The organism is Collinsella sp. AF39-11AT, assembly GCF_003474585.1.
Lineage (GTDB): Bacteria > Actinomycetota > Coriobacteriia > Coriobacteriales > Coriobacteriaceae > Collinsella.
On record NZ_QROG01000001.1, the window covers coordinates 198,125 to 223,764 of the forward strand.

The 25,640-nt window shown below is 61.0% G+C and carries 19 protein-coding genes; 3 read left to right on the top strand and 16 right to left on the bottom strand.

From position 1 onward, the window contains the following. Positions 1 to 136: 136 nt before the first annotated feature. The 4 genes from lgt to DW037_RS00975 all read right to left on the bottom strand — a co-directional run bounded on the left by lgt (position 137) and on the right by DW037_RS00975 (position 2,975). Complete coding sequence (lgt, locus tag DW037_RS00960) at positions 137 to 958, bottom strand: prolipoprotein diacylglyceryl transferase (protein WP_117584123.1); 822 nt, start codon at positions 956 to 958, stop codon at positions 137 to 139. Positions 959 to 1,067: 109 nt separating this feature from the next. Further along, positions 1,068 to 1,346 (bottom strand): NifU family protein, encoded by a 279-nt coding sequence (locus tag DW037_RS00965; RefSeq protein ID WP_035137589.1) that lies wholly within the window; start codon positions 1,344 to 1,346, stop codon positions 1,068 to 1,070. A 170-nt stretch (positions 1,347 to 1,516) separates the two neighbouring features. Then, positions 1,517 to 2,041, bottom strand: coding sequence for a dCMP deaminase family protein (locus tag DW037_RS00970; protein ID WP_117584124.1), 525 nt, complete (start codon positions 2,039 to 2,041; stop codon positions 1,517 to 1,519). 82 nt (positions 2,042 to 2,123) lie between these two features. Then, on the bottom strand, positions 2,124 to 2,975 hold the full coding sequence (locus DW037_RS00975; protein WP_117770097.1) for a type III pantothenate kinase: 852 nt from the start codon (positions 2,973 to 2,975) through the stop codon (positions 2,124 to 2,126). Between the two features lie 289 nt (positions 2,976 to 3,264). Here DW037_RS00975 and DW037_RS00980 point away from each other — a divergent pair, with 289 nt between their 5' ends. Next, on the top strand, positions 3,265 to 4,968 hold the full coding sequence (locus DW037_RS00980) for an OPT/YSL family transporter (RefSeq protein ID WP_118372643.1): 1,704 nt from the start codon (positions 3,265 to 3,267) through the stop codon (positions 4,966 to 4,968). Positions 4,969 to 5,169: 201 nt separating this feature from the next. On the opposite strand, the gene DW037_RS00985 is transcribed toward DW037_RS00980, so the two are convergent. Both DW037_RS00985 and DW037_RS10540 read right to left on the bottom strand, forming a co-directional pair. Then, on the bottom strand, positions 5,170 to 8,574 hold the full coding sequence (locus tag DW037_RS00985) for a CAP domain-containing protein (protein ID WP_118372644.1): 3,405 nt from the start codon (positions 8,572 to 8,574) through the stop codon (positions 5,170 to 5,172). Continuing rightward, complete coding sequence (locus tag DW037_RS10540; RefSeq protein ID WP_158556519.1) at positions 8,495 to 8,677, bottom strand: hypothetical protein; 183 nt, start codon at positions 8,675 to 8,677, stop codon at positions 8,495 to 8,497. The genes DW037_RS00985 and DW037_RS10540 overlap by 80 nt, the downstream gene beginning before the upstream one ends. 307 nt (positions 8,678 to 8,984) lie before the next feature. On the opposite strand from DW037_RS10540, the gene DW037_RS00990 reads away from it, so the two are divergent. Beyond that, entirely contained in the window at positions 8,985 to 10,124 is a 1,140-nt protein-coding gene (locus tag DW037_RS00990; RefSeq protein ID WP_117584128.1) for a DUF389 domain-containing protein, read from the top strand. A 125-nt stretch (positions 10,125 to 10,249) separates the two neighbouring features. Here the strand turns inward: DW037_RS00990 and DW037_RS00995 are convergent, their stop codons facing one another. From DW037_RS00995 to DW037_RS01040, 10 genes are all read right to left on the bottom strand, one after another. Next, positions 10,250 to 10,699, bottom strand: coding sequence for a hypothetical protein (locus tag DW037_RS00995; protein ID WP_147329328.1), 450 nt, complete (start codon positions 10,697 to 10,699; stop codon positions 10,250 to 10,252). Between the two features lie 481 nt (positions 10,700 to 11,180). Beyond that, positions 11,181 to 15,971 carry a 2-hydroxyacyl-CoA dehydratase gene (locus DW037_RS01000; RefSeq protein WP_117584130.1) on the bottom strand — a complete coding sequence of 1,597 codons (4,791 nt, stop codon included), beginning with the start codon at positions 15,969 to 15,971 and terminating at the stop codon, positions 11,181 to 11,183. 11 nt (positions 15,972 to 15,982) lie between these two features. Then, a complete protein-coding gene (locus tag DW037_RS01005; protein WP_040358972.1) occupies positions 15,983 to 16,693 on the bottom strand; it encodes a TetR/AcrR family transcriptional regulator in 711 nt (236 codons plus the stop codon). 121 nt (positions 16,694 to 16,814) lie between these two features. Then, complete coding sequence (locus DW037_RS01010) at positions 16,815 to 17,678, bottom strand: HAD-IIB family hydrolase (protein ID WP_233505713.1); 864 nt, start codon at positions 17,676 to 17,678, stop codon at positions 16,815 to 16,817. Positions 17,679 to 17,787: 109 nt separating this feature from the next. Continuing rightward, on the bottom strand, positions 17,788 to 19,050 hold the full coding sequence (locus tag DW037_RS01015) for an MFS transporter (RefSeq protein ID WP_117629937.1): 1,263 nt from the start codon (positions 19,048 to 19,050) through the stop codon (positions 17,788 to 17,790). 100 nt (positions 19,051 to 19,150) lie between these two features. Continuing rightward, entirely contained in the window at positions 19,151 to 19,813 is a 663-nt protein-coding gene (locus DW037_RS01020) for a TetR/AcrR family transcriptional regulator (protein WP_158551690.1), read from the bottom strand. 74 nt (positions 19,814 to 19,887) lie between these two features. Further along, positions 19,888 to 20,226, bottom strand: a complete 339-nt coding sequence (locus tag DW037_RS01025; protein ID WP_117629936.1) for a P-II family nitrogen regulator — start codon at positions 20,224 to 20,226, stop codon at positions 19,888 to 19,890. A gap of 208 nt (positions 20,227 to 20,434) precedes the next feature. Continuing rightward, the gene (locus DW037_RS01030; RefSeq protein ID WP_118289319.1) at positions 20,435 to 21,712 is read right to left on the bottom strand and encodes an ammonium transporter; all 1,278 of its coding nucleotides are present in this window, start codon (positions 21,710 to 21,712) and stop codon (positions 20,435 to 20,437) included. Between the two features lie 198 nt (positions 21,713 to 21,910). Beyond that, positions 21,911 to 22,930 (bottom strand): putative ABC transporter permease, encoded by a 1,020-nt coding sequence (locus DW037_RS01035; RefSeq protein ID WP_233505712.1) that lies wholly within the window; start codon positions 22,928 to 22,930, stop codon positions 21,911 to 21,913. 3 nt (positions 22,931 to 22,933) lie between these two features. Then, the gene (locus DW037_RS01040; RefSeq protein WP_117584135.1) at positions 22,934 to 23,491 is read right to left on the bottom strand and encodes an HD domain-containing protein; all 558 of its coding nucleotides are present in this window, start codon (positions 23,489 to 23,491) and stop codon (positions 22,934 to 22,936) included. A 228-nt stretch (positions 23,492 to 23,719) separates the two neighbouring features. On the opposite strand from DW037_RS01040, the gene DW037_RS01045 reads away from it, so the two are divergent. Continuing rightward, positions 23,720 to 25,501, top strand: coding sequence for a 1-deoxy-D-xylulose-5-phosphate synthase (locus DW037_RS01045; RefSeq protein ID WP_117629934.1), 1,782 nt, complete (start codon positions 23,720 to 23,722; stop codon positions 25,499 to 25,501). The last annotated feature ends 139 nt before the right edge of the window (positions 25,502 to 25,640 follow it).

A 25,640-nucleotide genomic window follows, 5' to 3' on the forward strand; every position in this document is an offset into this window, starting at 1 on the left:
GCCTTTCTAGAAACCTGCCAAAAAGGGACAGGTTTATTTTGGCAGGTTTTATCTGGGGAAACGTTACGGTTCTGTCATCGTTGCCTAGCAAAACCACCACAAAGGTGCCTGTCCCCTTTGTGGTGGTATGTGGCGGTTAGGCGTCGAGATAGATGCGCTGGGGACGGTTGCGGTGACGGGCAAAGATGATGAGCGCCAGGCCCGCAATTACGAGTGGCAGGCTCAGCAGCTGACCCATGGTGATGACGCCGCCCAGCAGATAGCCCAGCTGGGCATCGGGCACGCGCACAAACTCAACGAGAAAGCGGACGATGCCGTACCCCATCACGAACACGCCCATAAACGTGCCCTGGGGCAGCAGCGGCTTTTTGCGGCTGAGCACCTGCAAAATACAGAAGAGCACGACGCCCTCTAGGAATGCCTCATAGAGCTGGGAAGGATGGCGCGGCATATCGCCCGCGGTGCCGCCAAAGACCACACCCCAAGGCAGATCGGTCGGCTTACCCCACAGCTCGCCGTTGACGAAATTGGCACAACGGCCCAGGCATAGGGCCAGCGGGGCGCCGATCACGGCAAGGTCGGCGACGGTCCAGGCGTCGAGCTTATACATGCGGCACACGATGATGCCGCCCAAGATGCCGCCCACCAGGCCGCCGTGGAAGCTCATGCCGCCCTCGTTGGTGGCAAAGATCTCGAGCGGGTGGGTCCAATAGTAGCCATCGCCGTAAAAGACGACGTAAAACAGGCGCGCGCCGATGATGAGGCCAAAGACCGCGCCGACCACGACGCTCGTCAGGTCATCGATCGTAATGTCGAAGCCCCAACGACGCTGCGTGCGGTACATAACGACCGCCGTGAGCAGAGCACCGACCACGTAGGCCAGGCCGTACCAGTAGATGGTGATGGGGCCCGCCGAGATCGCGACGGGATCAAGCATATGGTAGAGGTCGTTGAGCATATCGATCCCCCTGCTCCCTACATACAAATGCGGCCGCGGGCCTTACGCTCGCAGCCGCATATTTGGGCGTAACGTCTATGCGAAGCGTACCGTCCGCAGCTTTCGCATCTTAGAACGGCGCGTACTCGTCGTACAGGTCCTCGGCCTCGCCGGAAGCATTGACCTGCTCAACGCGGGTAACGCCGGGCACATGCTCCTTCAGGATGCGCTCGATACCCATGGAAAGAGTTAGCGAGCTCATGGGGCAGCCGGCGCAGGCGCCCTGCAGCTCCAACTTGACAACACCCTCGTCGTCGACGCCCACATACTCCATATCGCCGCCATCGGCCTGCAGGTTGGGGCGAATCTCTTCAAGAACCTTCTTAAGCAGCTCTTCGTTAACAGCCACAGGGGCTCCTTTCTCACAATAACGCGGGCACGCCCGCGGACAGGGGCTATGTTACTACAGCCATGTACCCGCTTAGGCGCCAGCCATGCGTGCGGACACGACTTTCACGAGCAGTCAATTTGGGACGGGGCTCTTTTGGCTGTTTTGCCGCCAGCTGGCGTTGGCACGCGCTACTGCCGAGCCTGTCCCCCGGTACCAATCTGGACATCGACGATGACCTGGCGGTAGCTGATGCCGCAGGAGTCGAGAATGCGGCGGCTGATACGGCCGTCATCGGTGTCGGCATATTTATTGTCCAGGTAGACGACCTCGCCCACGCCCACCTGCGCCAGGATCTTGGCGCAGTCGTGGCACGGGAACAGCGTGACGTAAACCGTGGAACCCTCGAGGTCCTTGAGCGAGCCACGGTAGTTGAGCACGGCGTTGGCCTCGGCATGGACCACGTAGTTGTGCTTGTCCTGCAGCGGGTCATCGCTCGTACCCCACGGGAAAAAGTCGTCGTTGAGCGCCGAGGGCGTGCCGTTGTAACCCACCGAAAGGATGCGGTGGTTGGTGCTGGCGATGCACGCTCCCACCTGCGTGTTGGGGTCCTTGCTGCGGCGCTGCGCGGCGATGGCCACGCTCATAAAGAACTCGTCCCAGCTAATAACGTCGCGGCGCTTGCCCGACGCGGTTTGATGAAGATCGTCCGACATGGCAGACACCTCCGCAATCGCAATAGTTTGGCCCATTGTAGCAGGTGAAAGGTAGGGGCGCTTATCCCACCAGCCCCTCGCCCTACGCGCAGCGGGGCTTTTGGTTGATGCGGTAGAGCTCGGCGAGACCCCGCAACGTCAGCGCGTCGTCTACCGTCAGGCTATGGCCGACCAGCGCCGCAAGTGCCTCGGCATCGTCGCCGGTAATGACGATGGGCACATCGCCCTCCCCCGCGGCCTTGGTCGCGCGCATCTCGGCAAGCACCATGTCGAGCATTCCGTCGATGCGGGCTACCTCGCCCAAAACCACACCCGAGCGCATGGCCTCGCGCGTGTTGCGTCCGATGACGTGCGTTGGCGCCGAGGGCTCAACCTGGGGTAGGCGCGCTGCTGCCGCCGAAAGCGAACGGGCGCCGAGGGCCAGGCCTGGCGCGATAACGCCGCCCACAAAGGTACCGTGCACGTCGATGACCTCGATATTGGTCGTCGTGCCCAGGTCAATCACGATGCACGGCGAGCCGTAGACGGCGCGGGCCGCCACGGCATCGGCGATGCGGTCGGGGCCGATCTCGGCCGGATCGTCGTAGTGCACGGGTATGCCGGTCTTAAGTCCCGGCCCCACGGTGAGCACGCGCCCCGTGCAGGTGCGGGAAAGTGCCGCCTTCCACGGGCGCTCGAGCGCCGGGACTACACAGCTCAGCACGGCCGCGGCGGGTGCAAGCACCCCGGGCACACCTGCATCGGCGGCGAGCGCGCCCATGACCTGCATAAGTCGCATGCGCGCTTCGTCGGCCGTAATGCTCGACGGCGTCGTGATCTCGCATGTCGCAAGCGGACATTCCTGCGCCGCGGCCGAATCCTCTGCAAACAGGCCAAAGCGAATGAACGTGTTGCCCACGTCGACCGTCAATATATATGCGCACCCATTAAGCATCGTCGGCGCTCCTTTCGTCTGCCCAGCAGTATATCCCGATGATTATTCTGGGACGGGGATTTAAAAATCATTGCGTACCTGATGATTTTTAAATCCCCGTCCCAGAATAATCATCCTTCGGCTTCGTTTGGGATAGCTAAAAAAGCCCAGTCCCAAATTAACTGCCGTGCCGCTATACTGGTGCGCGGTCGTTTGCGAGTTCACGCGGCGACCCTTGGTAACCCGACTTCCCGCGCCGTATCCGTAACGGCGCTCCCGGGGGAAGCGGATATACGCAAAGGAGTTTTATATGAGCAATCCCTCGAACCGCGCTTCGATGCGCGGGCAACTCACGCTGCGCGGCGTCGTCATCGGCGTCCTTGGCTGCGTGATCATCACGGCAAGCTCGGCCTACACGGCCCTCAAGATGGGTGCACTCCCCTGGCCGATTATTTTCGCTGCCGTCATCTCGCTGTTCTTCCTGAAGCTCATGGGTGACGCCAGCCTCAACGAGGCCAACGTCACCCACACCATCATGTCCGCGGGCGCCATGGTCGCCGGCGGCCTGGCGTTTACCATCCCGGGCGCCTGGATGCTGGGCTATGCCGACCAGATCAGCTGGCTCGACATGTTTATCGTGGCACTCGCCGGCACCATCTTGGGCCTGCTGGCAACGGCGCTCATCCACCGCCACTTTATCGTGGACGCCGCGCTGGAGTTTCCCACCGGCAATGCCGCAGCTCAGACACTGCGCGCCACCGAGGCCGGCGGCAAGACCGGCAAGCAGCTCTTTGGCTCCATGGCCATCGCAGGCATCTACAGCGTGCTTCGCGACGCTCTGGGCGTGGTGCCCAGCATGCTGTGCACGCTCAATATCCCCGGCGTGACCTTTGCCATCTATAACTCGCCCATGCTGCTCTCCATCGGCTTTTTGGTTGGCTTCGCCCCGGTTGCCTTCTGGTTTGCCGGCGCGCTGCTAGGTAACTTTGGCATCATCGTGGGCGGCACCGCTGCCGGTCTATTCGACGTTGTGACTGCGCAGGGCATCGTCAAATCGCTCGGCATGGGCCTCATGATGGGCTTTGGCGTCGCCGTCGTCCTCAAGGACATCCTGCCGCAGGTCGCCGGCATCGCCCGCGGCCTCGCCGCCGACAGCTCCAGCGACACCGACGAGCAGTCGCTCATCTCGGGCTCGCTTAAGCTCGACGCCGGCATCATCGGCCTGGGTACTGCCGCCATCGCCGTGATCGTCGCCATCGCGCTCGACCTTGGCCCCGTCCCGGCCGTCATCGTCACGCTGTTCACCTTTGTCACCACCATCATGAGCGCGCAGAGCTGCGGCCAGACGGGCATCGACCCCATGGAGATCTTCGGCCTCATCGTCATGCTCATCGTGGCTGCCTTCGCACAGATCGCCCAGGTCAAGCTGTTCTTTATCGCCGGCATCGTGGCCGTGGCATGCGGCCTTGCGGGCGACGTCATGAACGACTTTAAGGCCGGCGCCGTGCTGGGCACCAATCCGCGTGCGCAGTGGATCGGCCAGGCCATCGGCGGCATCGTGGGCGCCCTGGTCGCCGCTGCCGTCATGGTCGCGCTTGTCACCGCCTATGGTCCGGATGCTTTCGGCCCCGACAAGAGCTTTGTGGCCGCGCAGGCAAGCGTCGTCGCCGCCATGGTCTCGGGCATCCCGAGCGTGCCGTGGTTCGCAGGCGGCTTTATCGCCGGCATCGTCATGTACTGGCTCGGCATTCCGGCCATGATGATCGGCCTGGGCGTGTACCTGCCGTTCTACATGTCACTCACGGCATTCCTGGGCTCCTGTATCAAGCTCGCCTACGACAAGTGGTCCGCCCACCGCGACGCCACAGCTGGTCTTTCTGACGAGGAGATGGCTGCCAAGGACGCCGCCTTCCAGGAACAGGGCTTGGTCGTTGCCAGCGGCCTGCTCGGCGGCGAGTCCATCGTCGGCGTTATCCTGGCGTTTGTCTCCGTGGGCTTAAGCCTGCTGGGCTAAGCTGAGCAGCTGCTCGACAGCAACCATATTGTCTACGATTTGCCCGGTCGGTAGCTTTCGCGGCTACCGACCGGGCTTTTTGATACCAACGCAAAGAAAGGCCGGCGCGCTGCGTATGACAGCGCGCCGGCCTTATCGGTTTAGCTATCGAAGCGTTCCTGCTATGAACCGAAGTTCGTTGCAGAATCTACGCTCGAAACGCTACATCTGCTTGCGGCGACGATCGCCCAGCGTCACACCCGCAGCCACGAGTGTAATACCGCCGATAACGAAGACCTCGCCCGCAAGCGCAGAGTCATCACCGGTCTGGGCGAGCGCGGCAGGCGCGGCCTGTTTCTTGGCAACGGGGGCCTTTGCAGCAGTCTGCGCAACCTGAGGCTTGGCCTGCGGCTCAGCCTTGGGATGATACTTGTCGTACTCGGCCTGCGCGGCAGCCAGGGCATCCTTGGCATCGCCAAGCTCGGCAAGCGCGGCGGCATAGGCGTCGTTGGCATCGGACAGCTTGGCATCGGCATCGCTCAGAGCAGCCTTGAGGCCAGCGGCGGCATCGACGGCGGCCTTATAGCGAGCGTAGGCAGCGTTCAACTTGACCAGCTTCTCGTTGCCCGTCGTGCCCGCGGCAAGGGATGCCTTGTGGTCGACAGCCTCAAGATCGGCCTTGAGTGCCTCGTCGTTGGCAAGCTCGGCCTTGGTCTTGACGATCTCGAGGTTCGCATCGACGACGGCTTCGTTGGCGGCCTCGAGCTGCTTCTGGGCATCGGCGACACCGGCGACGGCAGCGTCATAGGCGGCCTTGGCGTCGTCGACCACCTTCTGAGCGCCGGCGAAGCGCTCGAAGGCCTTGTGTGCGGTGGCAAGCTCGCCCTCGGCGGCCTTAGCCTTCTCCTGTGCGTCGGACAGGGCCTGCGTCTTGGCGGCAACTGCCTGCTTGGCGTCCGAAAGAGCGGTCGCGGCGTGCGCATCTGCGGCCTGAGCCTTGTCAACGTCAGCCTGGGCAGTGTCGTCGGCCTTCTTGGCCTCGCCTAGCGTGCCCTGCTTGTTCGCAAGGTCCGTATTGGCGGCATCGCGCTTGGCGGTAAGGTCCTTGACCGAAGCAGTGGCGTTGTCATACGCCTCATTGGCCTGATCGGACTTTGCCTTGGCGGCATCGCGGGCGCTGCGAGCCTTCGCCTTGTGAGCAGCGGCATCGGCTGCCTTCGTCTTGCTGTCAGCAAGCGCGGCGTTTGCCTTATCGAGAGCTGCCTGGGCAGTAGCGGCCTTGCTCTTGGCGGCATCGAGGTTCTGCTTGAGGGACTCGATGTCGATTCCGCCGAGTGCGTCCTTCGCGGCGTCGTATGCCGTCTTCGCGGCGGCGGTGTCGGACTTAGCCTTCTCGTACTCACCCTTGGCGGTGTTCATGTTCACATCTGCTGCGGTGAAAGCGTCCTGGGCGGCATCCTGCCCGTTTACAGCTGCGAAGTAAGCTTTCCTAGTAGTTCCAAAGTTCTTCTGCGCCTCGGCGAGCTTGCCCTGAAGCTCCTTGAGCTGCGCCTTCTGCGCCTGCGTGCCGCCAGCGTTATAGGCAGAGTCGATGTAGTCGTTCACGAGCTTCTTGAACTCGGAGACAGTGAAATCAGCCTGAGTATCATCAGCGCTGTAATCGAATACGGTTACCTCGGAATCGGTGTTCTTACCGCTACCGGTCGCGATACCGATAGCCACCGTAGCGGAATCGATAATGTTGAGATAGTGCCCGCAGGTGTCTCCTCTTTGATTGCCATTCTTATCTTTTGTACCGTGATACACATCGTAATAGTTTTGGTAGATATAGTACGAATCATAGCGATGAGCCATGAGATCTTTGCCGGCCTCGCTATCCACACCGTACTTTTTAATCCAATTCTCGTAATTAACCTTCTCCTGAGTGTAGAGGCCGGTATAGGGCCATCCGAGAGTGTCCTCAGTCTCGCCGCCGGTATATGCGCCGCCGCCGCCAGCAAGGTTTTCCCCATTGTCGAAGTAACAGTCCGAGTGTCCCCAGATGTTCGATGAATATGATGCATTAAGGGCGGCTGCCACAGTCATGCGGAGGCTGACGCTGAGCGCCGACTGACCGTTCGCCTTGCGGAGGTTGTTCTGGGTGTCGAGATATGTCAGGGCGTTGCGCATCTGCTCCAAGGAAAGCGGGTTGGTGTCGCGAGACATGTCCTGATCGACGTACTGGTCATACCATTCGGCCTTGTCAGCGGCACCGGTCAGCATCGATACGGCGTCCTGGGCGTTCTTTTTCTGCGTGGCTGTGAACTGGCTGCCGTCGCTAATATAGTTCATGAAGCCGAGTATACCTTGGCTGATGACTTCCTGGTCAACGGTCATGTTGGACTTGAGGTCAGCAATCTGCTGCTCAAGAGCCTCAACCTGGACATTAGCAGCGTCATAAGCCTTTTCCGCGGCGTTCGAAGCAGCGCAGGCTGCCTCCCACTCGCTGCGCTTCTGCTTGCGAACTTCGACAAGCTTATCGTACTCCGCCTTCTTGTCGGCCTCGGTCTGCTGGGCCTGCTCGTATGCCGTCTTCGCGGCGTCACGCTTACTGGCCGCGTCCTTGTACTCCTTGTTTGCCGCATCGTATGCAGACTGGGCAGATGCCACAGCAGCGTTGGCGGCGTTGGCCTTCTCCTGCGCGGCAGCGACGGCAGCCTGGGCGGCCTGCAGATTTGTCTGTGCGGTGGCGTCGGCATCCGTCGCGACATTGAGCTCCGCCTGCGCGGTCTTGAGCTCACCAGCAGCAGCTTTCTTGGCGGCCTCAAGCGCACTCAGGTCAACACCCGTACCCGAGACGGCAGCATCGAGCGCGGCCTGCGCCTGGTCGAACTTCTGCTGGGCGTTATCGCGCGCGGTGGTTGCGGCTGCGAGAGCAGCGGCAGTCTCCTGCTTCTTGGCCTGGGCAGTCGTCAAAGCTGCCTCGGTATTCTGCTTTTCCTGCTGGGCGCTGGCCTCGGCAGCCTTGGCCTGGTCCAGATTGTCCTGTGCAGTAGTAACGGCCTTATTGGCGTCATCGAGCTTTGCCTGCGCGTCCTCGACGGCCTTCTTGGCGGCCTCGTACTCGTCCATACCCATGGCCTCGAGCTTGGCCTGGGCATCATCGAGGGCCTTCTTGGCCTCATCCTGCTTTGCCTTGGCGTCCTTGAGCGCCTGGGTCTTATCCTCGACACTCTTGTTGGCCTGTTCGAGCTGATCGTTCAGGTTGCCCAGCTTCTTCTGCTGCTGCTCAGTCTTTTCGACGGCTGCCTTAAGCTCGTCGATCTTCTCCTGAAGCGCGGCTACCTCGGCCTCGTTCTGCTCGGCGGCGTTATCGGTCACGGCCTGCGAGGCCTGATTCTTTTGCTGCTGCGCTTGCTTTTGAGACTGGCCCGCCGCGTCGGCCTTCTTCTGGGCGGCATCGTAGGCGGCCTGAGCGTCCTTGAGCTGCTTTGCCGACTCCTCGGCCAGCTGGGCAGCCGTCTTTACGACCGCTTGGTTACCGGCGGCAACGGTGTTCTCTACAGAACTACCCCCCCTGAACAGAATCGCCGTTACCGGTTGACGGTGCGGCGATTGCCGCCAGCGGCGACATGAGCGGCTGAGCAATGAGGCCCGCCGTCAAAACGGTTGCGACGGCGCGGTTAGCAACGCCCTTGACGTTGACGGCCTTGGCCCGAGGCTCAAAGTGCTGTGGACTGTAGTTTGCCATGGCTTTCTCCCTTTGACACGGATGTATCCATACGCTTCAAAATGTAGGAGCTGATTTTTGAATTCTGTTGCGCAACATTGGTCACCAGCGGATTTTTTGAAATTCGCGCTCTCGTGCTTCACAATTTCGTCACATATGTAGGAGCTGGCGCATCATATTCTTGCGGGATCGAATTGAGCCTGTGATTTGCATTTGCTCCCGCGTCATCCGCCCTATCGGATTCCGCATCCAACAGACACCCCGCCCGCCACGGTGTAGAGTAAGGGCGACGGGCGGGATACGCGGCCCTTGCCAAAACGAGGTGGACATGGAACTCGATAAACAACAGATCAAGCGGCTGCGCGAACGCCATCACCGGCGCCACGGCATCCGCCCTGCCCATAGTGAGGCCATGGAGAACGCCACCCGCTTCCTAAAGCGCGCATTCAACATTCGCGAGGGACGCGCGCCCTATCACGTGATCCGCAAGCGTTTTGTAAACGGGGCGCGTCTGACCGGCTCCCACCTATGCATCCTCATCATCGCCATGTTGATCGCGAGCATCGGCCTCGATATCGATTCGGACATCGCCATCGTGGGCGCCATGCTCATCTGCCCGCTCATGGGCTCGGTTCTTGCCATGGCATACGGCATTGCCACGCTCGACCGCGAGATTACCGTCGAAGCCGTCGCCAGCCTTGCGCTGCAAATGGCCTTTTGCCTGGTCACATCCACGTTGTACTTTAAGCTCTCGCCCCTTGGCACCACCACGGCCGCCATTATCGACAATTCGACACCAACTGTCTGGGACCTCGCTGTCGCGCTCGCCGGCGGCTTTGCAGGCGGCCTGGGCAACTCGCGCGACCAGGAACCCGCCACGCTCATCGCCGGTGTGGCCGTGGCGACCGCGCTCATGCCACCCCTGTGCGCGGCGGGCTACGGCATCGCCATCGCAAGCGGGTCGCTGTTTCTCTCGGCGCTTTACGAGTTTGGCATCAACGTGGTCTTTATCGCACTGGCTGCCGAAGCCGTACTACTTCTATTGCGTGTGCCGCTCAAGCGCGACCTCAACGGCGACGGTATTGTGACTGCTGAGGAAAATGCCGAGGTCGACGAGCTGTCACGCAAGGTGCGCCGCCGCATTATTGTGGGCACGGTGATCTTTGCCATCCCCTGCATCGTTATGACCGCGGGGTCTATTGGCTCGGCGCAGGTCGGCGTGCAGGACGGCTACGGCGTCACCGAGACCACACGCGAGCTTGCCGCGGTGCTGCCGGGCTTTAAGGATTACACCGTCGCCGTCGAGACCTCGGCCACCGAAGGGGACGAGGAAGGCATTGTAGAGCGCGAAATCGTCGCCCACGTGACGACGAGCGAGACACTCGGGGCACACGACCGTCACGTCGCCCGCAAGCTCATTGACCTCAACGTGCCCGAGCTCGATCGCGTGGAGTTTGATGTGAAGTGATGCCGGCGCGGGATGAATGCTCGCACGGACGCAAGCCACGACAAGGCACAGACGCGATACGGACACGAGCAAATTGCGGGGTGCAGTTCACACCCGAGCCCCGCTCGCTGTTTTATTGCCGTGAATCAACTGTCCGCATCGACATCGCCAGACTCCACCGTAAACGCCGGACCGGTACTCACCAGATAAAAACGGGTCACCCTGGTATCTCTAAATAGGTAGAGCAAGCCCTGATCGCGTCGGCGTGACAAGTACGCCACGTGGACCGCACCGAATTCTTCACCGTTTTCCTTCTTTAATATCAGGATGTTGGGGTCATCCGTACGCTTAAACTGCCCGTCTGTGCAGATTCCGTCTTGGTCGACCAGCTGCCATCGACAGTTGTCCTCCTCAAGAAAAGCCAGGGTTTCCCGACTCGTTTTGTCATCCCGATAGTAACCGTCAATGGCAAAGCCTTCGGAAACGCATTCCTGCATATAGGATGTTTCTCGATTTATAGCAAACTGCCCTGCAGCGCCCAGGAGCACAGCCAGGCAAACCACCGCAAGGGTTATCGAAATAACACGGCGATCCATGTTAGCCCAACCGATAGTTGTTTAACGGAGCACAAAACATACCCGGAACCTCCGATATCAGGGCAAACGTCACCTACGGCCTGCCGGCAATCATATGTTTCCAACATCAAACCATATGGTTACAACTCGTTGGAGATAGGTTCCATGAACGGACGATAATTTGCGGCGAACGGCCACATATGTTCATTATCTCAGGGTTCTGGAGGCAATTTTTGGTGCCACCGAGACGTTGTTTTCGGAAGTATGCGGCAAATTCCGGAGCCCTCGAGCACACCCCGGTTTTTCACCAATAAAACCGCAGGTACAAAGCTTGGGCATATCCAGTGTGCTCGGCCTATTCAAATTTTGCCGCATACTTCCGAAATCCGAGTCCGCTGAAGGCGCCTGCAACGCTATTTACGCAACATATGTGCAATAAAAACGGGTGGCAGCCGGTACGGCTACCACCCGTTTGTCTCATATCCAGCACAAAGCAGGCCAGTTACTTCTTAATGCCGCGTCCCAGGCGCTCGGCGACCGATGCCACGGCCTCCTCGCTGGCCGGCCCGCAGCTCACACAGCCGTCATGAGCACGCATCTGGCCGGTGACCTCGTCCATCGCGAGCGGCGCCACCTTCTCGAGCTTAAAGCCCTTACCGGCGCGCATGTTCTCCTTGGCCACACTGATCATGAGCTTAATACGGTTGAGCTGGTTGACCTCGGATGCACCGGGGTCGTAGTCCACCGCGACGATGTTGCTCTCGGGGTGCTGACGGCGCAGCTCCTTGATCACGGCCTTACCCACCACATGGTTAGGCAGGCACGCGAAGGGCTGCGTGCAGATGATGTTGGGCGCGCCATGATCGATCAGGTCGAGCATCTCGGCCGTGAGCAGCCAGCCCTCGCCCATGTTGTTGCACACCGAAAGCACCGTGCGGGCCTTGTCGGCCATGGTGCCGATGCGCTCGGGTGCCTCGAAGCGGCGGGACTTCTCGAGCATCTCCTCCACCGGCGTGCGCATCCAGTCCACAAGCTTGATGAGCGCCTGCATGCCCGCACGCGTCGTGGCAGAGCTGCCTAGCTCGTCTTTTTGCAACTCAGCATTGCTCATGGAGTACAGAAAGAAGTCGAGCAGGCCCGGCACCACGGCCTCGCAGCCCTCGCGCTCGATGACATCGACCACGTGGTTGTTGGCCGTGGGGTGGAACTTGACCAGGATCTCGCCGACCACGCCCACACGTGGCTTGGTGCCCTCGCCCACGAGCGGCATGGTGTCGAACGCGCGGATGGCCTCGCGGCACAGCTTGGTGTAGTTGTGCCTGTTGAACTTAGGCGCCAGCTTGCGGGCGCGCGCCATGTACTCCTCGTAGAGCGCGTTGGCGGCACCGGGCGTAGCCTCGTACGGGCGGCAACGATAGAGCATCTGCATCATCACGTCACCAAAGAGCACCGCGTAGACTGCTTGCTTGAGCAGCGCCGGCGTAATCTTAAAGCCGGGGTTGTCCTCGCCGAGCGCCACGGCCGAAAGCGAGATCACCGGGATCTCGGGGTGGCCGCTCTCGCGCAGGGCCTTGCGGATGAGCGCGATGTAGTTGGTGGCACGGCAGCCGCCGCCGGTCTGGCTGATAACCACGGCCGTCTTGGACAGATCGTACCTGCCGCTCTCGATGGCCTCCATAATCTGGCCCGTTACCAGGATCGACGGGTAGCAAATGTCATTGTTCACGTAGCGCAGGCCGGCCTCGACGGCATCGTGATCGGTCGAGGGCAGCAGCTCCAAGTTGTAGCCGGCACCGCGGAACACCTCTTTGACCAGGTCAAAGTGGATCGGCGCCATCTGCGGGCACAGGATGGTGTAGCCCTCCTCGCGCATCTGCTCGGTAAAGGGCACCTTGGGCCACGCGGTCGAGGCGCTTTCACGCTGCGCCTCGAACGTGTACTTGCGGCTCGCGAACGCGGGGGCATCCTTGGAGGGAGCCACCGGCGCGGCATCGCCCTGCTCGTAGGCCTCGCCCGCGGCCGTGGCCTCGGCCAGGCGCTCGGCCTCCTGGTCCTTAAGCGCGGCCATGAGCGAGCGGATGCGGATGCGCGCGGCACCCAGGTTGGATACCTCGTCGATCTTGAGCACGGTGTAGATCTTGCCGCTGGCTTCCAGAATCTCCTGCACCTGATCGGTGGTCAGGGCGTCCAGACCGCAGCCGAAAGAGTTGAGCTGGATCAGGTCCAGGTCGTTGCGCATCGTCACAAAACGGGCGACGGCGTACAGGCGGCTGTGGTACATCCACTGGTCGACGACGCGGATGGGGCGCTCGGGCTTCACGAGATGCGCGAGCGAATCCTCGGTAAAGACAGCAAAGCCAAAGCTCGAGATAAGCTCAGGCAGGGCGTGGTTGATCTCGGGGTCGTTATGGTAGGGGCGGCCGGCGAGCACAATGCCATGGCCACCGTGGTCCTCGACCCACTTAAGGGCCTCCTCGCCCATGGTCTGGATGTCCTCGTGGAAACGCGCGTCGGCCTCAAAGGCGGCGTTGACGGCGGCATCGACCTCGGAGCGCGTGATCTTGGGTCCACGCACGCGACCGCGACCGGCTTGCGCATCGGCCACACGGTCGACGGCGAGCACCTGGTACAGACGGCGCTTGAGCTCGGTCTTATCGTGATAGGGCACAAACGGGTACAGGAACTCGATGTTCTGCTCGCGGATCTCGTCGATGTTGAGCGCCAGCGCCGTGGGATAGCTCATGACGATGGGGCAGTTGTAGCAGTTACCGGCGGTCGGGTCCTCCTTGCGCTCCCAGCGCACGCACGGCATCCAGATAAAGTCGACGTCACGGTCGATGAGGTTCATCACATGGCCGTGGCTCATCTTTGCCGGGTAGCACACGCTCTCGGACGGCATGGACTCGATGCCCGCCTGGTAGGTCTTCTTGCTCGACTGGTCGGACAGCTGCACGCTAAAGCCCAAGCGCGTAAAGAACGCATGCCAGAAGGGGTAGTTCTCGTACATGTTGAGCGCGCGCGGGATGCCGACGGTACCACGCGGGGCCTCGTCGGGGCTCAGTACCTCGCGGTCAAAGAGCAGCTCGTTTTTCTTTTTGAAGAGGTTGGGTGCCTCGGTCTTCTGCTTTTTGTGGCCGGCGCCCTTCTCGCAGCGGTTGCCGGTGATAAAGCGCCTGCCGCCGCCAAAGTCGTTGACGGTAAGCTGGCAGTTGTTAGAGCAACGGCCGCAGCGGACGTGCTTTTGCGTCACAGTGAGGTGCGCGATGTCCTCGGCCGAGAGGATGGTCGAGGTGCCGTCGGCGCCGGCGCGATCGCGGGCGAGCAGGGCCGCACCATAGGCGCCCATGCATCCGGCGATGTCGGGGCGCACGGCGTGCACGCCGGTGAGCTGCTCAAATGCACGCAGCGTGGCGTCGGACATAAAGGTGCCGCCCTGGACGATCACCTGGCTGCCGATCTCCTTGGGGTCGCGCAGCTTAATGACCTTGAACAGGGCATTCTTGATGACGGAATAAGACAGGCCGGCCGCGATGTCGCCCACCGTGGCGCCTTCCTTTTGCGCCTGCTTGACGCGCGAGTTCATAAAGACCGTGCAGCGGCTGCCCAGGTCGACGGGGGCCTTGGCATGGATGGCGGCATCGGCGAACGCGCGCACGTCCATGTTCATAGAGACGGCGAAACTCTCGATAAAGCTACCGCAACCCGACGAACAGGCCTCGTTGAGCATGATGTGCTCAATCACGCCGTCCTTGACGCGCAGGCACTTCATGTCCTGGCCGCCGATGTCCAGGATAAACTCGACGCCGGGCAGGAATGCCTTGGCGCCGCGCAGGTGCGCGACGGTCTCGATCTCGCCGGAATCGGCCTTGAGGGCCTCGATGAGCAGCGCCTCGCCGTAGCCCGTGGTGGTCACGTGGCCGATGGTGCAGCCGGCAGGGATGTGATTGTAGAAATCGGCCATGATGACCTTGGCCGTGCCCAGGATGTCGCCGTTGTTGTTGCCGTACCAGGTGTGCAACAGCTGGCCGTCCTCGCCCACGAGCGCGGCCTTCATGGTAGTGGAGCCGGCGTCGATGCCGATGAACACGCGGCCGGTGTAGCCGTCGAGCTTACCCTTGGGGACGACTTCCTGGTCGTGGCGGTTCTTGAACTCGGCAAAGTCCTCGTCGGTGGCAAAGAGCGGATCCAGGCGCTCGACCTCGGCACCCTGCGTGTCACCCAGGCTGTCGATGGCCTCGATAAGCTGCGGGAACGTGCTGAGCTTGTTGGACTCGTGCGCCATGGCAGCGCCGCTCGCCACAAACAGGTGGGCGTTTTGGGGCACAATGCGGTGCTCCTCGTCCAGGTTGAGCGTGAGGTAGAAGCGGTGGCGCAACTCGGAGAGATACTGCAGCGGGCCGCCCAGGAAGGCGACGTTACCGCGAATGGGACGGCCGCACGCCAGGCCCGAGATGGTCTGGGTCACGACGGCCTGGAAGATGGAAGCGGCGACGTCCTCGGGGCGGGCGCCCTCGTTGAGGAGCGGCTGCACGTCGGTCTTGGCAAAGACGCCGCAACGGCTGGCGATGGGATAGATGGTGGTGGCGTTGGCCGCGAGCTCGTTGAGGCCGCTCGCGTCGGTGTGCAGCAGAGTGGCCATCTGATCGATGAACGCGCCCGTGCCGCCGGCGCAGGTGCCGTTCATGCGCTGCTCGATGCCGTTGTCAAAGTAGATGATCTTGGCGTCCTCACCGCCCAGCTCGATGGCGACATCGGTGGCCGGGATAAGGGTCTCGACGGCGCGTTTGCTGGCGATGACCTCCTGGACAAACTCCAAGTCGAGCCACTGGGACAGCAGCAGACCGCCCGAGCCGGTGATGGCGCAGGTCATCTGGGCCGTCGGCAGCACAGTCGCGGCGCCCTCGAACAGATCGCGGGCGCAGGCACGGACGTCGGTGTGGTGGCGCTGGTACTTGGCGTAGACGATCTGGTTGTCATCGTTGAGCACGGCAAGCTTGACGGTGGTGGAGCCCACGTCGATGCCCAGGTGCAGGTTGCCGCGGGCGGCCTCGGGGTTGAAGATCGCGCCTTCGGGGGCGTGGGCGGCGGTGGCGGTTACGGACTCGGCAACGTTGGGCGTGGCTGCGTCAGCGGTGAGCGTCTCCCCTGCCGCGTTCTTGGCATCGGCAACTGCCTCGGCAACTTTCTCGGCAGCCGCGGTCGCGGCCTTCTGCGCGGCGTCCACCACGGCGGGCGCGGCCTCGCGTGCGGCAGCGACCATACGATCCTTGATGCCCTCGACGAGTTTGCTCATTGTCTCTCCTCTTAGTTGTTGGACTCGACGGTTGCGGCGGTGTCGGCCGCGTCCTCGAGCTGCAAGTTCAATAGCTTCATGCCGTATTCCGGCACGTTGATATCGATGGGTTGGCCATACAGGTCACCAGGGCGCACAAAAGCGAGCACCGTCATAATGCGCGCCATGGCCTCGGGCGATTCGGTGAGCCCACGCTCAAACCAGCGCTGAATCATGCCGACCTCGGCGCTCACGACGTAGGTGACGTAGTAGTCAAAGAACGTGCCCAGCGCCAGGCCCAAAATGCCCGTCTGCGCACGCGGCACCACAGCCTCACGCGCGGTGTCGATGATCCTTTTAATGAAGGCCTGGTCGCCGCCCGGACCCAGCAGCGCACCGATTAAGTCGCGGTTGGCCGCAAGATAGCGCAGCAGTTCAACCGAACCGGGCGCCGGCTCGAGTTCATCGATGTTGTGGTAGAGATCGGGCAGCTGAGCTGCGGTGATGAGCTCAATGCGTTCACGGATCTCGGCCAGCAAGCCGTCCTCGATTTGATTGATGAAGTCGGGGATATCGCGGTAGTGCGAATAGAACGTGCGGCGCGTAAGGCCGGCGCGCTCGGTGAGCGACGCGACATTAATGCGCGAAAGGTCGCCGCTTTCGGCAAGCTCGCTGGCAAGTGCCTGGCGAAGGGCACGCTGCGAGCGAAGGGACCGGCGATCGCATTTCTCGAGCTGGGACAAGCGTCCTCCTTGTTACTCAGCCTGTGCGCTATTGCACAGTGCGAGTATTATTGCACACCGTGTGCATCAACACGTAAAGGCAATATTTGGAATGTGACGAGGGGGCAGTCCCTTTGTCACATTATTCGATGATGGTGCGGGAGCTCTGCTTATGCATGGTGGCGAGCATGTGTTTGGGGACGGCGTGGACCATGCAGCTGCCGATAGTTGCGCTCGCGGCGACCTTGGCTGCATCGCTAGCGTTTTTGGTCGCGTAGCTGTGGCGGAAACGCTTGAGCATGGCGATGTCGTTTCCGCCGTCGCCATAAACCGCGACCTCGTCCTCGGCAATGCCGTAGTAGCCCGCCAGCCAGGCCACACTCTCGCCCTTGTTACACGCCACGTCCGTGATCTCGAACATCACCGGATCGAACGGCGCGTTGACCACACGGTCCGAGCGCTCGGCAAGATACGCCTTAAGGTCGCGCTCCAGCTCGGGCGAGGTCACGCGACAATTGATCTTGCATACATCGTGGCGCAGGATGTCACCGATCGACTGGTCGAAATACTGCTCCTCGTGATACCCGCCGCGCGCACGCATGCCGCGCATCACGATGCGCTTGATGGGACTGTCCTTTTTAAAGCCCGCCTGATGCATCTCGAACGAACCGCTCGAGTACATGCCATCGGGCGTGGAACAATCAAAGCAAATGTCCGGGAACGCCTTGAGCAGTTCCTCAGTGACCTGCGGATCGATGGTCCAAGTCTTGAGCACCTCGCCATGGCTGTCGCGCACGATGGATCCATTGGAGCAGCAGGCGTCAAGCGCCAAGCCCGTAAAGCCATGCTCGCCGATCGGCAACGTCGAGCGTCCAGTCGCGGGAACCACGTGCAGGCCAGCCACAGCCAGCTCGCGAATGGCGCGGCGGATGGTCCCATCCGCCTCGTGCAGGGCGTTCAGCAGCGTTCCGTCTAAGTCACTCGCGAACATCTTGATCATGGACATGCCTCTCCTTCGTCTGCCCGATATTGTAGACGAAGGAGAGGCATGTCCAAACAATGCCGTCCCGGCGCGGCGTACCACCGCCTTCACAAATTCACGGTGCCCCAGCGCGTTAAGACAATCGCCGCAATCGATTTTTCAGCCGATAAAACAGAGCCGTCGTCAACGTCAGCACCGCCAACATGGCTGCGAATACAATCGCCGGTGTCCATCGATCATATGCAACCCCGTACGTCAATTGGCCGATAGGTATTGCGCAGGAAAGGACCATGTAAACGACCGAAAGCACTTTTCCGCAGAGCTCAGTCGGCGCTGCCCGCTGAACAAACGCGATGATTTCAACCGACGCAATGCTCGCCCACACCATGACCCATGCCGAACCAACCACAAACACGGTGAGCATGCATGCATCTGCGCCGAACAGTAGCGTGACAATGATCGGTGCGACTCCAAAACAGATCATCGCAACATATCGACATATGCCATTGAAAGAAAAACGATGCGGCCAAATGCCGACCAAGCCACTGCCGGCAAGACCACCCAAGCCCATAGCCACCTCAACTATCCCAACGCAGGACGATTGCATGCCGAGATGCTTTGTAACAATAATGGGAGCGCCAATCATTAGCCCAACCAACGCAAGGTTCAAAACTGCCGCAAGCAAAATCACAGCGACCAATAATGCATTTTGCAACAGATACCGAATCGACTCCCGAAAATCGTTTCGGCATGTCGTACGAGTCGCGCCGTCTCCCATCGTTTCAAATGAGGCATTTTGCTTGAGCGCGCCCCCAAACAAGAGAGCTGAAATCGCAAACGCCACCGACGCGGTTGTGCAAAGAGCATCGATGCCAAAGTACCCATAGACTGCCGTCCCGACCACAGGGCCCAAGATATTGCTCACCATGGTCATCTGCGAAACCAATGCAGTGGCCCGCTCAACCTTCTCTTCACCCGCCATGCGCACCGTCTCAATTTGGAGCATTGGCTTCAGCAGCGATTGAGAACCATATTGAACACAAAGTATCGCTACTACGACGACCGCAAGAGGCAATGAGTGCTTCATGGGGATAGACAGCAGTGATGCAGTCATCAGAGCAATGCCGAGGGACACGAGGACCTCGCGATGTCTTCCCCTATCCGCCAAGATTCCGCCAACCGGAGTTGCAAGTACGCCGGGTATGAACGCTATCGCCGCGACGACGCCATATAACGTTGACGATCCACTGCGATCGAACAAGTAAAGTGGATACGCAAAGCACAGCGCCGACAGCATCGAATACGTGCACAGCTGCGCAACCAGAAGTTCCGCGAGCCTGATTGACCGCACTGTTTTTGATTTCAACGAGACACCGACGTCTCTCAGCCCAGCCATAAGCCCACCCCCTATACATACCACTAGTATGTATTTAATGACTTGAAAAGGGCAGCCGTGGCTACCCTCACAAATCAATTACATACCGTTGGTATCTATATTACCACCCGGCGCGGTCCCATACGCCCCAAATCTGCGCCGTTGTCTGAAGCACTTCATTACCCAAATCGAGCCCCACCGCGGCAGCCATCTGCGCCAAACATTGTGCGCGAGCGAGCATTCGCTCCTTGGGCTCGAGCGGACGGAACAATGGCAGCAGCCAAAGATTCGCCAACAACGATACGGCCTCCGCCGCTTCGCGCGGGCATTCGCACGCAATGGAGCCGTCGGCGATGCCCTCCTCGATCACTGGCAAGAGACAGCCATCGGCCGACTCGTCAAATGAGCCCTGGTACTGCATCGCCAGTAGGCGCGAGCTTTTTACCGGATCTGCTGCAGGACGCATACGTGCCCATAGCTCAATTTGTGGAACAACGGACTCGGGAGCGTACAGTCGCTTGAGCTTTTGGGCTCCGGTCATATTACCGACGCCAAGCATCGAGCGGCGGTGCTCAACAATCGGAGTCATCGCCCGATCAAACGCGGCGTTGAAAATCTCTTCTTTGCTCTTGAAGTGATGATAGACAGCGCCCTTGGTCATGCCGTCGAGACGGTCAACGATATCTTGAATACTCGTCCCCTCATAACCCTGTGCGCAGAATAGCTCCAGTGCCGCGTCGAGAATCTTCGCGACCGTCTCCTCGGGATATTTATTGCGACCCATAATCCGCCCATCCGCAACGCAAGCCTTGTGCCTCATTGCAGCATTTTAACGTTGCGGATGGCAGACGGTCGATTCTACACCGCGGCGGGGCCATGTTCGCCGGTGCGAATGCGGATGACTTCCTCGACCGGCTCGACCCAGATCTTGCCGTCGCCGACGGCGCCGGTGCGGGCGGCATTGCAGATGATGTCGACAATTCCGTCGACATGTTCATCGGCGCAGATGAGGGTGAACTGCACCTTGGGGATGGTATTGACGAGCAGTTCGTTGCCGCGCACGTATTCCTTCCAGCCATGCTGTGCACCGCAGCCCTGCACCTGGTTGATAGTCATACCGCGAACATCAGCAGCAAACAGCGCATCTTTGAGAACCTCAAGCTTCTCAGCACGAACGATCGCCGTAATTTTCTTCATAGTGAATTCCTCTCAATAATCAACGTATCCCTTTACATGAGACGCGGGTTTCCCAGGTGCCGTAAACCAACCTCAGAGATCAAAAAAGTTCAACTGACTGGTCTTAGCAGGTTTCCCAAGTGCCGCAGATTGCCGTGAAAGAGGAGCGAAGCGTACTTAAGTACGTGAGCGACGATTGAACGGCAAGGTGCGGTGCTTGGGGAAGCTGCTAATCGAGTCCGGAGAATGAGGGGTATGCGCTCTCGCCGTGCTGACTCGCATCCAGGCCCAGCGCCTCGTCGGCCTCGTCCACGCGCAGGCTACCGTGGAACAGCGCCTTGACCACCGCGGCGATCACCAAGTCGAGCATCAGCACAATAACGACCGTCACCACAATGCCCAGAACCTGCGAGACAAGCAGCGACACGTCGCCCGTGTAGAACAGGCCGCCCTTACCGGTCCACGAGAGCTCCGGCACGCAGAACAGGCCCGTGAGCACACCGCCCAAGATGCCGCCGATACCGTGGCAACCGAACGCGTCGAGCGCATCGTCGTAGCCGAACTTGGTCTTAAGATGGCTGATGGCCAGATAGCAGACGGGCGATACGATCAGGCCCATGACCAGCGCCGCCCACGGCTCGACAAAGCCCGCACCCGGCGTAACCACCACAAGGCCCGCAACCAAACCGGTGCTAGCACCCACCAGCGTGGGACGATCGGTGTGCACGCGCTCGACGACAAGCCACGAGACCATGCCCGCCGCGCTGGCCGTCACGGTGTTGAGGATGGCGAGTGCCGCCACGGCGTCGGCCTTAAACTCGCTGCCGCCGTTAAAGCCAAACCAACCAAACCAAAGTAGACCGGCGCCCAGCGCCACAAACGGCACGTTATGCGGACGGTAGCTCACCATGCCAAAGCCGCGACGACGGCCGAGCATTAAGCAGAGAATCAGGCCCGTGAGACCGGACGAAATGTGTACCACGTCGCCGCCGGCAAAGTCGAGCGCGCCGATGATGTCGCCGATAAAGGAACCATCGCCGCCCCAAACCATGTGGGCGAGCGGCGCATAGACCACGAGCAGCCAAATGCCCAGGAAGGCCGTCATGGCACCAAACTTAACGCGGCCTGCCAGACTGCCCGTAACGATAGCGGCGGTGATCATGGCAAACGCCATCTGGAAGGCGATGTTGATGATCTGAGGGTAGACGGCACCATCCGCAGCATTGCCCTCGGCCGCCTGCAGCACCTGGTTGAGCACCGGCAGGCACAGCAACTGGTCAAAGCCGCCAATAAACGGGCTAGAACCGTCGCCACCGTAGGCCAGCGACCAGCCGGCAACAATCCACAGCACACCAACCAGGCCAATGGCGCCAAAGCACATAAGCATGGTGTTGATGACATTTTTGCGCCTGGACAGGCCGCCATAGAAAAACGCCAGACCCGGTGTCATTAAAAACACGAGCATGGTGCAGATGAGCATAAACGTTGTCGATCCCGTATCGTACATTCGCTCCCCCTTGGTCGCATGAACGTTGTCGGCGCTCATGATGCGGCCGAGGGGCAACTGGTGTAGACCAGATACGGCGTTGTTAAACGCTGCGTTGTCGAATGGAAACGGCACCGCAATCTTGGAAACGGCGCGGCAACGGACGCGAAACGAACGGGAAACGTGCGAACGAGAAGGGCGCGCTTGGCTCCGCTCTGGCTAGCGCCGGAACAGCTCGCGGGCTCGGTCGCGGAGGTCGGTAGCTCGAATGACACCCTCGTAACGATTGATGCACAGACGCGGGAAGGCGTTAAAGAAGCGTAGGTCGCGGCGGCTGAGTGACACGCTCGGTACCGGGCGGCTCATGCGCTTGCCGGCAAGGCGACGACCGAGCGACGGACGCGGCATACTCGGCGCGGCATCGGCCACGCGGCGGGCAGCGAGCGCCAGGCCGCGAGCACCATCCGAGATAAACGTCGGCATCGAAGTCTTCTCGCGCAGGGCATCGAGCGCCGCGTCGCCCAGCTCGGCCAGCCAAGCGTTAACGGCGCGACCGCGGATATGCGTCTGCGCCACCGAGTCAATCGCCGAATCGGGAATACGTTCGAGCATAGAGTCGGAGGCGTCGGCAAGCGACTCATTGATGCGGTCGGCAAGGTCGGCACGCACACGCTCAAGCTGATCGGACAGACGCCGCCAGCTCGCCAACGAGCACACCGCATCGACCATCATCGCGACCGCGACGATAAAGGCGGCCAAGCGCACGATTAGCACCGGCAGATGGCCAAGCAGCCCCAGCAATGCCGGCTCCACTAAACGGCAAATACACAACGCACCCAAGCCAAACGCGCAGGCCCAGTACAGGCAGATGCGTCCGTGCAGGTTAAACGGCAGATGCGAGTAATCCCAAAACCGGGCACCCGTCGTTTTTTCCAACAGCACGCCCACGCTATATTCGATCACGCTGCATACGAGCGCGGCAGCGACAAACTGGCTCGAGGCGTCTGGGATTCCACGCAGCAGCAACCAGCACGCAATGCCGCCCGCACCGTAGATGGGACAACACGGCCCTAGCAAAAAGCCGCTGTTGGCAAAGCGTCCGTGGTTGAGCATGGCGCAGACTGTCGACTCCCATACCCAGCCGCAAAAACCGTAGAAGGCAAACGAGAGTACCAGCGCCGAGAGCGGACAGGCGGCAAGCGTCGCGCCGTCAAATGCCATGTCGATCGCGGTTCCCACCGTCTACCCACTCCTCTTTTCGTTCGATTCTTTGCTCGAGCCGTCACTCGGGCCCTCGTTCAAATCGTTCGCGCCGCCTTTGCGCGGCAGACGGCCGGCAATCGTCTCGCGCAGTGCGCACCATTTATCCGCCAGGCACACAATCCATGCCTCACGACACGTCGGCGGCACCGGTACCAGCGGAAACATATGCCGTACGATAATATTCCGCTCGCGCGGCGTCAGCTCAAAATCTTCCTCCGCACGCGCCAAGGCAAAAAACGGGTGACGAAAGCCATGCAGTCGATGGCTTGGGTCGGGATCGTGCCAGTCATAGAGAAAGTAATCGTGCAGCAGGGCCCCGCGCAGCAGCGATAAGCGGTCGACGGAGATACCGACGCGGCCCAGGCGCTCGGCAAAGGACAGACTTGCCCGCGCTACCGAGGTCACATGCGTATAGACCGTCACATCGCCATGTTGGATAAACTCATGCATCAGGTCCAAGCGGCCCGCCTGGGCAAGCTGACGGGCGGCATCGTCGACCTCGCGCGCGATTTTCTCGGCACGAACGGTATCGGACATGCGGCCTCCTTCCGGCGGCGCTCGGCGGCAAGCCGCGGCCTGCGCGCAATGAATAAAATCATCATCGAATTTACCAGTATGGCATCGGACAAAACGTTTTGCCCCACCAGTTGGCGAATTACCGCGCCGCCGTCACATATCAAACGCCAAAATGTGCGAGACTGTCTTGTGCAATTGTGCCGGCCGAGGGAGTGCCGGCGCACGATTCGCATGGAGTAACCCACAACGATGCTGCTTACGCAAACGACAACGCCCGAGGACGTCAAGGCTCTCGATCGCGCCGAGCTTCCGCTGCTCTGCGGCGAGATCCGCCACGCCATCCTCGAAAGCTCCGCCGCCGTCGGCGGGCACGTTGCCCCCAACCTGGGCGTCGTTGAGCTTACGGTTGCGCTCCATCGCGTGTTTAACTCCCCCACCGACAAAATTGTCTTTGACGTGTCGCACCAGACCTATGCCCACAAGGCGCTGACTGGGCGCGCGTACACCTATATCGACCCGGCACGCTACGGCGAGGCCTCTGGCTTTGCCAATCCCGACGAGTCCGAACACGACCTGTTCGCCATGGGCCACACCTCCACATCGGTGAGCCTGGGCTGCGGCTTGGCGCACGCTCGTGACCTGGCGGGCGATGCGTACAACGTCATCACCATCATTGGCGACGGTTCGCTTTCGGGCGGTCTGGCGTTTGAGGGCTTTAACAATGCCGCCGAGCTCGACAGCAACCTGATCATCATCGTCAACGATAACGACCAGTCCATTGCCGAGAACCATGGCGGCCTGTATCGCAATCTGGCCGAGCTGCGCGCCAGCAACGGCACCTGTGAGCGCAACGTTTTCCGCGCGATGGGGCTCGACTACCGCTATCTGGACGCCGGTAACGATGTGTTGGCCCTGGTCGACGCGCTGCAGGAACTGCGCAATATCGATCATCCCATCGTGCTGCACGTCTCCACCGCCAAGGGCAAGGGCTTTGAGCCGGCCCAGAACGACCCCGAACGCTGGCATCACGTGGGTCCGTTTGACATGGCAACTGGACGCAAGCTCTGCCCGGGCCATCCGAGCGAGCCTGCGCCGCGCACCTATGCCGACATTACGGGCGAGGCGCTCAGCGCCGCCATCGAGCGCGATTCGCAGGTCGTGGGCATCACGGCCGCCACGCCCTACATCATGGGCTTTACACCCGAGCTTCGCGCTGCCGCCGGCAAACAGTTCGTCGATGTGGGCATTGCCGAGGAGCACGCCGTGACCTTTGCCACCGCGCTTGCGCGCTCGGGCGCCAAGCCGGTCTTTGGCGTGTACGGTACGTTCTTGCAGCGTGCCTATGACGAGCTGTGGCACGACCTGTGCCTCAACGACGCCCCGGCGACCATCCTTGTATTCGGCGCGTCGATCTTTGGCACCACATCCGAGACGCATCTTTCGTTCTTTGATATTTCCATGCTGGGCGCTCTTCCCAACATGCGCTACCTGGCGCCGGCCTGCATGGAGGAATATCTATCCATGCTGAGCTGGTCGCTCGACCATCGCGAGCATCCTGTGGCGATTCGCCTGCCCGGCATTGGCCTGGTAAGCCGCCCCGACTTGGCGCCTGCCGAGAACGCCGATTACGGTGTCGCGCGCTACAACGTGGTGCGCCAGGGCCGCGACGTGGCCGTGCTCGCGCTCGGCGATTTCTTTGAGCTGGGCAAGCGTGTGGCAAACCGCTTGGCAGCCGAATACGGTATCGAGGCCACGCTCGTCAACCCTCGCTTTGCAACCGAGCTTGACCGCGAGTTCCTCGACAGCCTTGCCACCGAGCATCGCGTTGTCGTCACCCTCGAGGACGGCATCTTGGACGGCGGTTGGGGCGAACGCGTCGCGTGCTACTTGGCCTGCACGCCCGTGCGCACGCGCACCTTCGGCATCGCCAAGGGCTTCCCCGACCGCTACGACCCCAACGAGCTGCTCGCTCAGAACGGCATGACGGTCGAGAACATGGCCGCCGAGGCCGTAAGGCTACTCAACGAGTAAAAAACCTCCGCAAGGGAAGCACCCCTGCGGAGGTTTTTATTTTCGCGGCGCGATTATCTCAATCTGTAACATCTATGGCCCGAATTCCCGTCTAACTGTTACAGGTCTAGACAAGACGTCTTAGTCCCTGACGTTTGTC

Bases quoted from the DNA above. Each gene is read 5' to 3' on its own strand.
- DW037_RS01015 (WP_117629937.1), bottom strand. From the start codon at position 19,050: ATGGCTGGGCTGAGAGACGTCGGTGTCTCGTTGAAATCAAAAACAGTG.
- DW037_RS10540 (WP_158556519.1), bottom strand. From the start codon at position 8,677: ATGGCAAACTACAGTCCACAGCACTTTGAGCCTCGGGCCAAGGCCGTC.
- lgt (WP_117584123.1), bottom strand. From the start codon at position 958: ATGCTCAACGACCTCTACCATATGCTTGATCCCGTCGCGATCTCGGCG.
- DW037_RS00980 (WP_118372643.1), top strand. From the start codon at position 3,265: ATGAGCAATCCCTCGAACCGCGCTTCGATGCGCGGGCAACTCACGCTG.
- DW037_RS01000 (WP_117584130.1), bottom strand. From the start codon at position 15,971: ATGAGCAAACTCGTCGAGGGCATCAAGGATCGTATGGTCGCTGCCGCA.
- DW037_RS00970 (WP_117584124.1), bottom strand. From the start codon at position 2,041: ATGTCGGACGATCTTCATCAAACCGCGTCGGGCAAGCGCCGCGACGTT.
- DW037_RS00975 (WP_117770097.1), bottom strand. From the start codon at position 2,975: ATGCTTAATGGGTGCGCATATATATTGACGGTCGACGTGGGCAACACG.
- DW037_RS00995 (WP_147329328.1), bottom strand. From the start codon at position 10,699: ATGGATCGCCGTGTTATTTCGATAACCCTTGCGGTGGTTTGCCTGGCT.
- DW037_RS01010 (WP_233505713.1), bottom strand. From the start codon at position 17,678: ATGTCCATGATCAAGATGTTCGCGAGTGACTTAGACGGAACGCTGCTG.
- DW037_RS01045 (WP_117629934.1), top strand. From the start codon at position 23,720: ATGCTGCTTACGCAAACGACAACGCCCGAGGACGTCAAGGCTCTCGAT.
- DW037_RS01020 (WP_158551690.1), bottom strand. From the start codon at position 19,813: ATGGGTCGCAATAAATATCCCGAGGAGACGGTCGCGAAGATTCTCGAC.
- DW037_RS01030 (WP_118289319.1), bottom strand. From the start codon at position 21,712: ATGTACGATACGGGATCGACAACGTTTATGCTCATCTGCACCATGCTC.
- DW037_RS01025 (WP_117629936.1), bottom strand. From the start codon at position 20,226: ATGAAGAAAATTACGGCGATCGTTCGTGCTGAGAAGCTTGAGGTTCTC.
- DW037_RS00990 (WP_117584128.1), top strand. From the start codon at position 8,985: ATGGAACTCGATAAACAACAGATCAAGCGGCTGCGCGAACGCCATCAC.
- DW037_RS01040 (WP_117584135.1), bottom strand. From the start codon at position 23,491: ATGTCCGATACCGTTCGTGCCGAGAAAATCGCGCGCGAGGTCGACGAT.